Below are 12761 nucleotides of genomic sequence, written 5' to 3'. Positions count from 1 at the left end.
TCAGGCCGGTCGGGGAGGCACCGACGGCCGCACGAGGTGGAACGCCAGGATGGCGTCGGCGATGGCCAGCGCCGGGACCCTGTAATCGCCGCGTGCGATCGCCGTCCTGATCTGATCGATGCGCACCACGTTGGCGGGCTCCATGTCGGTTACTGAGTCATCGGCAGAAGACGACTCGTAGCTTGAATCCATGGTCGATCAGGCTACCGCGCTCGGACCGGCAGCCGAGGAGCTCAAGCGTCGAGGTCACGGACGTCCTGGAACGTCGCCGACTCGGACGCCAAGGCTGGGGCGAGCAGCTTGAAGACGATGGGCGACAGGATGGCGGTCACGCCGACGAGGAGGATGGCGCCTGCCTCGAGGCCCTCGTCGATGACGCCCAGCTCCACCCCGAACTCGGCGAGCGCGATGATCACGCTGAGCTGGCCGGCCAGCAGAACGCCTGCTGCCGCCGATTCACGCAGGGTGAGGCCTCTCGCCACGAGGAGCAGTGCCGGCAGCACCTTGGCGACGATGGCGACGACGATCAAAGCCACCGCCGTCCCGAGCACCTCCCGATCGGAGAGGTTCGAGAGCGGGAAGCGGAGCCCCACGTTGATGAAGAACACGGGGATGAAGAAGCCGAAAGCGAAGGCGCCGAGCCTTGCCTCCAGCTCCCCGGTGTCGCGGAAGACGAAGGCGAACAAGGCCCCCGCCAGAAAGGCGCCCAGGATCGCCTCGATGTCGAGAGCGAGCGAGAGGCCGACGAACACGAACAGCAGGGCCAGGCTGGCGCGGATGCCGAGCTCGTCGGGGTCATGGGCGGCGAAGAGGCGCTCGAACCGCTCCGGGTACCACCAGGCGGCCCGCCGCACGGTGACGAGCAGCACGCCCATGATGACGAAGAGGGCCGGAACGCTGAGGAGGCGCACCCCGAACCCGGACTCGTGGACGACCCCGAACACGACGATCCCGAGAGCCGACAAGAACTCGGCGAGCACTGCGGTGACCAGGGTGTATTGGCCGAGCCTTGTGGTCGCCCGGTTCGTCGTCCGCAACGCAGGGATGATGAGCCCGACGGATGCGGCCGAGGTGAGCAAGGTGACGAAGATGCGCTCCTCGATGGTCTCCAGGTCGAGGAAGCCGAAGCCGACCCAGGCGAATCCGACGATGAGGACGAAGATCGTCAAGCCGAAGACGATCGGCCCCCTCCCCTGCCGCTCGAGACGCTCGAAGTCGACCTCGAATCCCGCCAGGAACATCAGGAGCAGCAGCCCGAGCTCGGCGAGGACCTCGATGAAGGCGGCGTCCGCCGACGTTCGCTCGATGAGATCGAGCACCTCGGGGCCCAGCAGAAGCCCGTACACGATCTCGAGAACGATGGCCGGCAGCCCGAGCCGCCTGGCGATGAGCGGCAGTGTGAACGCCCCGAGGCCGATGAGGACGAACCCCCCGGCTCCGGGCAGGATCTCACCGGACTCGGCCGCCACCGCGACCAGTTGCATCACGAGCGGGGGACGAGCAGCACGGAGCTCCGCACCCGCCGCACCAGGTGGCCGACGATCCCCGGGAACAGGATGGTCGTCGGATCGTCCGGCAGGGTGAGCACGATGAGGCTCGCCGAGGCGGCCAGCTCCTCGATGACGCGTATCGGGTTGCCGCGGCGCACCCTGCGGCGCACCGGGACCCCCTGGACGGCCGCCTCCTCGCGAAGCCAAGCCGCCGATCGTCTGGCATCCTCGATGGCGTCTCCTCCCCCGACGAAGGCCGGGGGAACCACCGACACGCCCGTGAGCGTCGCGCCCGAGGTGCGCGCCAGGTCGATCGCAGCCCGTCCTGCGGATTCCCCCGCCACAGTGCGACGGGCCGGAACGACGATGCTCGAGTACGGGTGGCGGCCTCTCGCCAAGAGGATCGGCAGTGCCGCCTTGCGATATCTGGCCAGCGTCTTGACGACGCGGCGGCGCCCGAGCCACTCGCCGCCTTCGGGTGCATCGGCGACGATCATCCCCACCGACTCCTGACCCGCCAGCTCGACCATGGCGTCGACGAGTGACCCGGCCGCCGGCCGCAGCTCGATGGCGACGCCATCGGAACGGGTTTCCAGCTTGGCGAGGAGCTCCTCGATCTCGTCGACCTTGGCGACGTCCGGCTCGCTGGCGAGGTCGCGGTAGACGACCGCCAGCGCCTCGGCAGACGTGTTGCGGACGATGCTGATGGCCTCCGCAACGCAGCCGTCCAGGTCGGCGTGGCTGTCGAGCACGACGGCGACCTTGCGGCCGAAGTTGAGCGGGAATCGCGACTCCCCCTCGGTGAATGTCTTGACGATCGTCGCGAAATCGGCAGCCGCCCCGACGACCGTGACGTGATCCCCGGCACGCAGGGTCGTTCCACCCTTGGGGATGATGAGCCGCTGGTCGCGCAGCACCGCGGCGACGACCCAGGTTTCCGAGTGAAGCTCGCGCAGGCGCTTCCCGGCGACGGGCGAATCCGGAGACACCCGAAACTCGATGGCCTCGGCCTTACCCTGCGCGAACGTCGTAGAGGCGACCCGCCGAGGCTCGAGGAGCACCTCCACCTGGCGCGCCGTGATCGAGTCCGGCGAGAACACCTCCGCCCCGAGCTCCCGGTACTCGGCCGCCCTCTCCGGATCGGCGGCTACCGCGACCACCCGGAGGAGGCCCGACTCCTGGGCGATCCTCACGGCCTCGAGGTTGATGTCGTCGTCCTGCGTCGCCGCCACGAGGGCGTCGGCGTTGTCGAGACCTGCCTTGCGCAGCACGAGCGCGCTCGAGCCGTCCCCAACGACCACCTCGACGTCGCGAATCGCCCTCGCCAGCTCGATCTGGTTCTCGTCGGTATCGACGAGGACCAGATCCCATATTCCACTGAGTCGGCGCAGCAGCTCCCGTGCGGTCCCGCCGGCACCGACGACGATGGCGCGCATCGAACCTCCTGTCGAGCCGGCATTATCGCGTTCGATCACGGGAGGACCCAACCAAGCGTCGGCCACTCTTCGAGCGTCACGCTCGAGGGCACGGCCTCGTAGGCTCTCCCGAGTGGCTCGCTACGAGGTGAACCCCGCCGGGGTCGACAAGGCACGAGCCCTCATCGACGCCAGGCAGTACGTTCTGAGGAGCGAGTGGGGCACGTCGCAGCCGACCGCGGACGACCAGAACGCCTTCCTCGACCGGTCCGGCTGGGATGAGTACGCCGCCTGGCACCTCGGCCTCACCGTTGGGGCCAATGACGAGACCAAGGCTCGGTACGCCTTCGTCTACGGCGACTTCAAGCGGCTCCACCGCATGGGCTTGATCGCCTGCCGGTACCGCGCCGCCGAATGGGACCACAAAGAGATCGAGTTGGCGGCCCACGAACTGCTCCAGCGTCTCGACGCCACGCGGGCGGGTTGACGGGCGGCCTTCGTCGCGGAGGGAGAGGCCGGATCGCCTCGATACGGGAGCGGCCTCGCTCCCGATGGCGACGTCCACTATCCGACGAGGCCGAGCGCTCTCAGGTCCTGGCGCCATCGTTCCACCACGGTGGGATCTTGATAGGGATTCGAGCCCAGCCATTGCCCGATGTCGACAGCAGGGTACCGGTCCCGGATCGATGCGGCCGTTGCCGCCGCCCGCCGGTCGAGCCCCATGTGGTTCTGGGCGGCCGCCAGCACCAGCAGCGCCTCGAGGTTGTTCGGTTGGTGATCCAGCACGGCCTCGGCGGTCGAGGCGGCGTCCTCGAAACGGTCACCGATGTACAGCGCGCACGCCTGCACGGTGGGATACCACGGGTTCGTGACCTGCGTCAGCCGCATCGCCCGATCGATCAACTCGAGCGACCTCTGCCACTGTCCGAGGTACCGTCGCACGCTGCCCTCGAGCGCGTACGTGACGTCGCAGGTCGGACGAGTGATCTCGACGCCTTCGAGACGCTCGAGGGCCTCCTCGATCTGGCCCTCCGAGAGCAGGCTGGCGGCCTCGACCATCTGGCTCAGCCCCGTCGGGTCACCCGTCTCGATGCCGCGACGGGCGTACTCGGTCGCCTTCCGGAAACTGGCCCGCTGATCGTCTGCGAACCGATCGGAGGCGCCGACCCAGTGAGCGAACGCAAGCAGCGCGTAGCCCGTCGTGACGTCCGGGTGCATCTCGACGACCTCGCCGAAGTGCTCGATGGCGCGCCGCCAGCCTTCGGCGGTTCCAGCCGTGAGCTCGAACCAGCCCTTGTAGATGTGCTCTTGAGAGGCGGGGTCGGCGAGCTCGGCATAGATCCTGGCAGGCTCGCCCACGATCAACTCGACCTCGAGAGACCGGGCGATGTCGTCCGGCATCCGATCCGAGAGCCCGATGACGTCGTCGAGCGTCGCGTCCCAACGATGAGAGAAGACGACGTTGATCGTCGCCACGTCGACGAGCTTGGAGTACACGCGTATGTTGTCGCGGAACTGGTGGATGCCCGACTCGAGCATGTACTGCACGGTGGCTCCGTTCTCCTCGCCCGTCGACCCGGTTGCGTCAACGACGCCGAGGCGCGGGATCGAGGCGAGGCGATGGACGACGCCCGCCATCAGCAGGTCTGCGATGGAGCGAAGCTCGTCGTCGACCTTCTCGGTGTGGATCGGGAGCACGGCCACGGTGGGTGAGTCGAGTGTCGGGTGGCGAGGCTTCGTGTGGCCCTCGACGGGGAGGTCGAGGAACTCGTACACGGGAACCGTGCCCGGGATGTTCTTGAAGCTGCGCGGGCCTGCCGCCTTGAACCGCAGCTCGGGTTCGTCGAGCGCCTTGTAGACCTCGCCCGAGATGCTCAGTCCGCCGGGCTGGGCGATCGCCTGGATCCGGGCGGCGATGTTCAGCGCCTCGCCGAAGTACTGACCGTCCTCGGATATCGCCACCTCGCCCCGGTCTATACCCATCCTGAACCGGACCCGGCGGTGATGAGGCACGTCTGCATTGCGCGCCTCGACCTCGGAGCTGATTGCGATGGCGGCTCGCATCGCCGCGGTGACGTCGTCGAAGACCGCCATGAAGTTGTCGCCCACGAACGCCACGAGCGATCCTTCGCTCGCCTCGACCTCCCGCTCCACCAAGCGGTGATACTCCCCCATCACCGACGTCGTCACCTCGAGGTCGTCCGCCATCAGCCGCGAGTAGCCGACCACGTCGGCGTTGAGCGCCACGAGCATCTTCGAGGTCTCACGGGTCAACGCCGTCATCGGCCTGCCTCCATCAGCGGAGGCTAGCCACGAGCCGCCCCGAGACCCGTGGCGACGAGGACTGCCCTCGGGTCAGCCCCGCATCGCCGGCACGACGAGCTCGCCATATGCCCGCAGCGTCTCCTCCTGCTGGTCGTGCATGAGGTATATCGAGAAGTGATCGACGCCGAGAGACTCGAGCTCCCGGAGCTTCTCGATGTGGGCCTCGACGGGTCCCAGGATGCAGAAGCGATCGACGATCTCGTCCGGCACGAAATCGGTCGTCGGGTTGCCCGACCGGCCGTGGTGGGCGTAGTCGTAGCTCTCCCTGGCCTTGATGTAGTCGCTCAGCGCCTGGGGAACCTGGGCGGAGTCGTCGCCGTACCTGTTCACCAGGTCGGCGACGTGGTTGCCGACCATCCCCCCGAACCAGCGAAGCTGGTCACGTTGGTGCGGGAGGTCGTCGCCGACATACGCAGGCGCCACGACGGCGATCTTCACGTCTGCCGGGTTCCGGCCGGCGTCGGCTGCCGCCTGCTTCACTGCGCCTGCGGTCCACTCGAGGATCTGTGGATCGGCGAGCTGGAGGATGAACCCGTCGGCGTGGGCGCCGATGGTGGCCAGTGCTTTCGGGCCGTACCCGGCCACCCACATGGGCAGGTCCCACCCTTCGTCTATCCACGGGATCTGCAGCGCCTTCCCCCGGTAGTCGACCTCGTCGCCCGCCACGAGACCCTTGATGACGGCCATCGCCTCGACCATGGTCTCGAGGGTCGTCGGCGTGCGGCCGATGTACCGCAACGCAGAGTCTCCCCGCCCCATACCGCAGATCGTCCGGGCGCCGAACATGTCGTTGAGGGTGGCGAAGAGGGAGGCCGTCACCGTCCAGTCGCGGGTCCCGGGGTTCGTCACCATGGGCCCGACGATCATCCGCTCCGTGGCAGCCAGCATCTGCGAGAAGATGACGTATGGCTCCTGCCAGAGGACGTGGGAGTCGAACGTCCATCCGTGTGTGAACCCGAGGCTCTCTGCGAGCCGAGCGAGCTCGACGACCCGGCTTGCGGGTGGATCAGTCTGCAAGACGACGCCGAGTTCCATCAGATGAGCAGCTGGCTCGGGCCGCGCTTCATGTACCGGCCGTCGCCCCTGCTGCCGACGTAGGTCGCGTCCTCCACGATCACCTTGCCTCGGGAGAGCACGGTGGCGACGTTGCCGCTGATCTCCATGCCGTCGTACGCCGTGTAGTCGACGTTCATGTGGATCGTCTCGGGCGAATACGTGAAGGATGCGCTCGGGTCGTACACGACGATGTCGGCGTCGGAGCCGACGGCTATCGCCCCCTTCTTCGGGAAGAGGCCGAACATCTTCGCCGGATTCGTCGAGCAGACCTCGACCCAGCGATTGAGGGACAGCCTGCCCTCGGCGACGCCCGCCTGGTACATCACGTTGAGACGCTCCTCGACGCCGGGGAGCCCGTTGGGAATGAGGGTGAAGTTGCCTTCACCGAGCCGCTTCTGCCTGCCGAGTGCCTCGTCGTCGTCGTAGAAGAACCCGGCGTGGTCGGTCGAGACGATCTGAAGGTCGTTGCGAGCCAGGGCGTTCCAAAGGTAGTCCTGGTGGCCCTCCGACTTGGGCCGGATGGGTGTCGAGCAGACGTACTTCGCCCCCTCGAATCCCGGGGCGCTCACGTGGTCTTCCCACGACAGCACCATGTAGTGCGGGCATGTCTCTCCGAAGGCGTTGACACCCCGATCGCGTGCCTTCGTGAGCTCGGCGACCGCTTCCTTGGCCGACATGTGCACGACGTACAGCGGGCAGCCCGCCAACTCTGCGAGCACGATCGCCCTGTGCACCGCTTCCGACTCCGTCGTGGGCGGCCGGGTGGTGGTGTGGTACTTCGGATCGGTGTGCCCCCTGGCGACGGCCTGTTCCCTCAGCACGTCGATGGCGATGCCGTTCTCGGCGTGCATCATGATCGTCGAGCCGGACTCCGACGCCTGCTGCATTGCTCGGAAGATCTGGCCGTCGTCGGAGTAGAGGACCCCCGGGTACGCCATGAAGAGCTTGAAGCTCGTCACGCCCTCGCCGACGATGGTGTCCATCTCCTTGAGGGTGGCCTCGTTGACGTCGCCCACGATCATGTGGAAGCCGTAATCGATGGCACAGTTGCCTTCGGCCTTGGCCATCCAGTTGGCGAACCCGTCCATGACGCGCTCGCCCTTCACCTGGACGGCGAAGTCGACGATCGAGGTGGTACCGCCGTGCGCCGCCGCCCGCGTCCCGGTCTCGAAGTTGTCCGAGACGAAGGTGCCTCCGAACGGCAGCTCGAAGTGGGTGTGCACGTCGATGGCGCCGGGGATGACGTATTTGCCCGAGGCGTCGATCACCCTGTCGACGGTCTGTCCCCAGTCGTGGCTGCCGGGCGATGCGATGGCGGTGATGGTCTCTCCCTCGACGAGCACGTCTGCGGTCTGGGTGTCGTCCGCCGAGACGATCGTGCCGCCCTCGATGAGTGTTCTCGCCATTGCTCGCTCCCTTCAGTCGGCGATGGCGCGGTGCACCGCCGCGCTCAGGATGTCGTAGCCCTCGGCGGCCTCCTCCGAGGTGACCGACAGGGGTGGGGCGATCCGCAGAACGTTGCCGAAGAGGCCCCCCTTGCCGATGAGCAGCCCGCCCGTCCTGGCTTCCTCCATCACCCTGGTGGTCACTCCCGAGTCGGGGTCCTTGCTGCCGGGTCTGACGAACTCGACCCCGATCATGAGCCCTTTGCCGCGGACGTCCCCGATGTTGGGAAGCTGCTCTGCGAGATCGTCGAGGCTCGCCCTGAGCTGCTGACCCACCTTGAAGGCGTTCGCCTGCAGGTCGTGCTCGAGCAGATAATCCAGGTTGGCGAGGGCGCCTGCGGTCGCCAGGGGATTTCCGCCGAACGTCGAGATCGAGTTGGCTTTCACCACGTCCATGATGTCGCCCCGGGCGATCACTCCTCCGATGGCGAGTCCGTTTCCGAGGCCTTTGGCGAAGGTGATCATGTCGGGGACGATCCCGTGGGCCTCGTACCCCCAGAAGTGCTCTCCCGTCCTTCCCCAACCGGTCTGGACCTCGTCGGAGATGAAAAGGATCCCATGATCGTCGAGCACCTCCTTGATCCCTCCGTAGAAGCCGTCGGGAGGCGTCGCAAAGCCGCCGACCCCCTGGATCGGCTCGGCGATGAGGCAGGCGACGTCGCCGGCCGTGGCGATCCGGAGCAGGTCGCGTAGGTCGTCGCAGCAAGCGGCGATGTACTCGGCGTCCGGCAGGTCGGCGAACGGACTCCGGTAGCGGTACCCGCTGTGCACGTAGGTCACCTGGAAGGGGCTCAGCGACGTCGCAGACCACGACTCGTTGCCCGTGATCGCGATCGTCGAGTGCGAGCGACCGTGGTAGCTGTTGCGCATCGCCAGGACCTGGTTGGACGTCCTGAACTGGGTGGCGAGGAGCAGGGCGGCGTCGTTCGCCTCAGTTCCGGAGTTCGTGAAGAACACCTTGGCGTCGGCGATGCCCGATAGGTCTGCCAGCCTCTCGGCCAACTCGACCTGTGATTCGATGAGGTACAGCGTCGAGGTGTGGAGCATCTTGTCCGCCTGGGCCTTGATGGCCGACACGACCTCCGGCAGCCGGTAACCGGTCATCGTCGTCAGGATTCCCCCGAAGAAGTCGAGGTACTCGTTTCCCTCGGCGTCGACGACCCGCCTGCCCTCACCGTCGACGAGCGAGATCGGCTCGTCGTAGTACAGCGCCAGCCACGACGGAAGAACCCGGCGGTGGCGCGCCAGGAGCTCGGCGTGCCTGCCCATCTATGGGGCCACCAGGTCGCCGTACGCGTCGGGCCTACGGTCGCGGTAGAACGCCCAGGTCTTGCGGACCTGGTCGATCTCGTCGAGGTCGAGGTCGCGCACGACGAGCTCCTCGTCCGTGTCGGACGCCGCCGATCCGACGAGCTGGCCGCGCGGGCCGACGAAGTAGGACGACCCGTAGTAGTCGTTGTCGCCGAACGGCTCCTTGCCGACTCTGTTGATCGCACCGATGAAGTACTCGTTGGCGACCGCCGCAGCAGGTTGCTCGAGGTTCCACAGGTACATCGACAGGCCGCGGCTCGTCGCCGACGGGTTGAACACGATCTTGGCGCCCTTGAGCCCGATCGCCCTCCAGCCCTCGGGGAAGTGGCGGTCGTAGCAGATGTACACCCCGATGCGCCCTGCGTTACGGGTGTCGAAGGCGGCATACCCTGTGTTGCCGGGACGGAAGTAGAACTTCTCCCAGAAGCCGTTGACGTGCGGGATGTGCGTCTTGCGGTACTTCCCGAGGTACGTGCCGTCTGAGTCGATCACGGCGGCGGTGTTGTAGTAGAAGCCGTCGTCCTCCTTCTCGAAGATCGGGACGACGATCGCCATCTCCGTCTCTTTGGCGAGGTCCTGCATCAGCTTCGTCGTCGGGCCGTCCGGAATCGGCTCGGCGTAGTCGAAGTGCTCGTTCTCCTGCACCTGGCAGAAGTACGGGGCGTAGAACAGCTCCTGGAAGCACATCACCTTGGCGCCGTCGTTGGCCGCCTGGCGGGCGTAGTCGGCGTTCTTCTTGATCATGGAGTCCTTGTCGCCCGTCCACTCCGTCTGGACGATGGCGGCACGCACCACGTTGGCCATGCAGCTCCTCCTTGTTCGCGTGTGAATCCAAAGCTAGCGACGCTGATGCGACGGCGGCCCGGCAGTCGCCGGGCCGCCGTCTGCCTCATCTCATTCGCCGCCCGGGGCGAGCTCGATCTCGCGCCTCGAGAACCCGTCCCCCTGTACGTCGAGGTCGGCGGACTCCAATGCGTCGCGGGCTGCCTCTGCGATGTCGGTGCGATAGGCGTCGCCCGATACGTCGACGCCTTGGAGCTCCGGGATCTGCTCCGTGGCGATCTGGACGGTCTGGTCCCACAAGTCCTCGTTCATCACGCCGATCCCGTTCGTCGCCGGGAAGATCAGGGCGAGGATCTCGTTGAGCTGCCACGCCTGATGGCTGGCGCCGAGCGTCGACCCGTTGTCGAGGACGACTTCGACGCACTCGTCGAAGTTGTCGAGACAGTGGATCCACCCGCGGAACGACGCCTTGAGGAACCGCTCGGCGATGTCCTCGTTGCCGTCCTCCGCTATCCAGTCGGCGTTCACCCACACTGCGTCCTGCAGCATTGCCGTGCCGACTTCGTTGAAGTCGATGACGTTGAGGTCATCGGGCAGGTAGAGCTCGCCCGTTTCGGGGTTCTCAGCCTCCAGCACCTGGGCGTACTCGTTGTAGATCATCGCTTCGGCCGCGTCGATCTCTCCGTTGAGCAGTGCGTTCATGGTGAAGTCCTGCCCGACGAGCGTGACGTCTTCGACGCCGTACTGCGCAATCGCTGCCGTCAGCTCGAACTCGTTGCCGAATCCCCAGTTGCCGACCGTCTTGCCCGCCCAGTCCTCGGGCGCTTCGATGCCGCTCTCCTTGAACGACACCTCGAGCGTGCCGGAGCGCTCGAACACCTGGGCGATGTTCACGATGTCGGCGCCGCCCTGGCGTGACACGAGCGCCTTCGGCACCCAGGCCAGGCCGAACTCGGCGCCTCCGCTCGCCAGCACCTGTTGGGGCACGATCTCGACCGCCCCCTCGAGGATCTCGACGTTGAGACACTCGTCCGCATAGAACCCGAGCTCGTTGGCGACGAAGTAGCCGGCGAACTGCGACTGGGCGACCCATTGCAGCTGGAGCCGCACATCGTCTACTCCGTCGCACTCCTCCGTGCCGAGCCCGTCCCCGCCGCCGCCGCACGACGCTGCCACGAGGCCGAGTGCGGCAACGAGCGCCAGCACCCTTCCCACGTACTCTCTCTTCAAGTTGTCACCTTCCTTGTTCCTCCAAGCCTCCGTCACAGGAGACTATCCATTCCACATGTGTCCTTCAGCTGCTCTGCGGCTCGCGGAAGGACACATGCCACGGCATGGCGACGCGCTCCAGGACGAGGATCGCCCCGTACATCGCGATGCCGAGGATCGATGCGACCGCGATCGCCGCCCAGGCGTCTGCGAACTGGAAGAGCTGGGCTCGGTTGACGATGTACTGGCCGAGCACGTCCTGGGGACCGCCGAAGTACTCCGACACGATCGCCGCGATGAGCGACAGGGCGCTCGCCACTTTGAGCGCCGAGAAGAAGTACGGCAACGCCCGCGGTATCCGGATGCGCAGCATCACGGTCCGCGGGCTCGCCGCAAACGACCTCATGAGCTCGATCTCGGAGTCGTCGACCTCGAGGAGGCCGCGTGCCGTGTTGATCATCACCGGGAAGAACACGACGACAGCCACAACTGCGACCTTCGAGATCGGGCTCGTGATCGAGAACCACTGGTTGAAGATCGGCGCCAAAGCGACGATCGGCACCGAGTTGGCTGCGATGGCGAATGGCATGAGCCCCGACCGCAAGCCGATCCACCGGGTCGTCACCAGGGCCATCGCCACCCCCGAGACCACCCCGACGAACAGTCCGCCGATGGCTTCCTGGAGCGTTCGGAGGCCGGCACCCCAGATGATGCCGCTCGTGGCGAAGAACGAGCGCACGATCTCCGACGGCTTGGGGAGGATGAACTGCTGCACCGACAACGCCCTGGTGAGCCCCTCCCACACCACGAGCACGGCGAGGAACGCAAGCACGGCAGGCCACGCCGCCGCCAGCCGGCCGGAGCTGGTGCTTCTCTCCTCGCCGGGCACGATTCCCTCGAAGGCCGAGAACACGTCCGGGTCGTGGGTCACGACGCGGCCTCGGCGACTCCCCGGCCCCGAAGCGCCTCGCGCACCTCGGTGATCTTGTCGAAGTAGGCAGCGGACTCGCGGGTGTCGACGTCGCGAGGATGGGGCAGATCGACGGCGACGATGGACGCCACGCGGCCGGGCCGGGGCGACATCACGACGACTCGACTCGAGAGGAACACCGCCTCCGGGATCGAGTGGGTCACGAACACGACGGTCGTGTTCGTCTCCCGCCAGATCCGGAGCACCTCCTGCTGCATCTGCTCGCGGGTCATCTCGTCGAGGGCGCCGAACGGCTCGTCCATGAGCAGGATCGACGGCCGGAAGGCGAGCGCCCTGGCGATGGCCACCCGCTGCTGCATCCCCCCCGAGAGCTGCCACGGGTAGTGGTCTGCGAACTCGCCGAGTTGGACGAGCGACAGCATCTCGGATGCAGTGGCGAGACGACCAGTTGCGTCTCCGGCGCCGCCCATGATCTCCAGCGGGAGCTCGACGTTCTTGGCGACGGTCCTCCAGTCGAGGAGGGTCGCCTGCTGGAACACCATCCCGTAGTCGCGGTCGAGCCTGGAGCGCCCGGGGTCCTTGCCGTTCACTCGCAGCGATCCGGACGACGGCTGCACCAGGTCGCCGATGAGCCGGAGCAGCGTGCTCTTACCGCACCCCGACGGCCCGATCAGCGAGACGAACTCACCATTGCCGATGGTCAGGCTGATGTCGCGCAGCGCCTCGACCCGGCCGGCGTCCGTCCCGAACACCTTGCCGACCGCCGTCGCCTCGATCGCGCTCGCCACCACCCGAC

At 66.9% G+C, this 12761-nt stretch carries 12 protein-coding genes; 1 reads left to right on the top strand and 11 read right to left on the bottom strand.

Annotated elements, in window-relative coordinates; genetic code table 11:
- From VGC47_11950 to VGC47_11940, 3 genes are read right to left on the bottom strand one after another with little or no spacing between them, the layout of a single operon-like run.
- Nucleotides 1-192, bottom strand: coding sequence for a flagellar biosynthesis anti-sigma factor FlgM (locus VGC47_11950; protein HEX9856016.1), 192 nt, complete (start codon nt 190-192; stop codon nt 1-3).
- A 41-nt stretch (nt 193-233) separates the two neighbouring features.
- Nucleotides 234-1484, bottom strand: coding sequence for a cation:proton antiporter (locus tag VGC47_11945; GenBank protein HEX9856015.1), 1251 nt, complete (start codon nt 1482-1484; stop codon nt 234-236).
- Nucleotides 1484-2926, bottom strand: a complete 1443-nt coding sequence (locus tag VGC47_11940; protein ID HEX9856014.1) for an NAD-binding protein — start codon at nt 2924-2926, stop codon at nt 1484-1486. Before VGC47_11940 ends, VGC47_11945 begins: the two co-directional genes overlap by 1 nt.
- A 112-nt stretch (nt 2927-3038) precedes the next feature.
- Between VGC47_11940 and VGC47_11935 the strand changes: the two genes are divergently transcribed.
- On the top strand, nt 3039-3392 hold the full coding sequence (locus VGC47_11935) for a hypothetical protein (GenBank protein HEX9856013.1): 354 nt from the start codon (nt 3039-3041) through the stop codon (nt 3390-3392).
- A gap of 77 nt (nt 3393-3469) precedes the next feature.
- Here VGC47_11935 and VGC47_11930 read toward each other — a convergent pair whose 3' ends face one another.
- From VGC47_11930 to VGC47_11895, 8 genes are all read right to left on the bottom strand, one after another.
- A complete protein-coding gene (locus VGC47_11930; protein ID HEX9856012.1) occupies nt 3470-5188 on the bottom strand; it encodes an adenylate/guanylate cyclase domain-containing protein in 1719 nt (572 codons plus the stop codon).
- 72 nt (nt 5189-5260) lie between these two features.
- Entirely contained in the window at nt 5261-6265 is a 1005-nt protein-coding gene (locus tag VGC47_11925) for a TIGR03842 family LLM class F420-dependent oxidoreductase (protein ID HEX9856011.1), read from the bottom strand.
- Nucleotides 6265-7692, bottom strand: coding sequence for a dihydropyrimidinase (gene hydA, locus VGC47_11920; protein ID HEX9856010.1), 1428 nt, complete (start codon nt 7690-7692; stop codon nt 6265-6267). The genes VGC47_11925 and hydA overlap by 1 nt, the downstream gene beginning before the upstream one ends.
- A 12-nt stretch (nt 7693-7704) precedes the next feature.
- Entirely contained in the window at nt 7705-9000 is a 1296-nt protein-coding gene (locus VGC47_11915) for an aspartate aminotransferase family protein (GenBank protein ID HEX9856009.1), read from the bottom strand.
- Nucleotides 9001-9846 carry a nitrilase-related carbon-nitrogen hydrolase gene (locus VGC47_11910; GenBank protein ID HEX9856008.1) on the bottom strand — a complete coding sequence of 282 codons (846 nt, stop codon included), beginning with the start codon at nt 9844-9846 and terminating at the stop codon, nt 9001-9003. It abuts the gene before it with no gap.
- Between the two features lie 90 nt (nt 9847-9936).
- Entirely contained in the window at nt 9937-11055 is a 1119-nt protein-coding gene (locus tag VGC47_11905) for an ABC transporter substrate-binding protein (protein ID HEX9856007.1), read from the bottom strand.
- Nucleotides 11056-11119: 64 nt separating this feature from the next.
- Entirely contained in the window at nt 11120-11965 is an 846-nt protein-coding gene (locus tag VGC47_11900; protein HEX9856006.1) for an ABC transporter permease, read from the bottom strand.
- A complete protein-coding gene (locus VGC47_11895) occupies nt 11962-12753 on the bottom strand; it encodes an ABC transporter ATP-binding protein (protein ID HEX9856005.1) in 792 nt (263 codons plus the stop codon). Before VGC47_11895 ends, VGC47_11900 begins: the two co-directional genes overlap by 4 nt.
- Nucleotides 12754-12761: the final 8 nt, after the last annotated feature.

The organism is Acidimicrobiia bacterium (assembly GCA_036396535.1).
Lineage (GTDB): Bacteria > Actinomycetota > Acidimicrobiia > Spongiisociales > UBA5794 > DASWKR01.
Note: the sequence above shows the minus strand (reverse complement) of the source record. Positions and strands in the feature narration are given on the sequence as shown.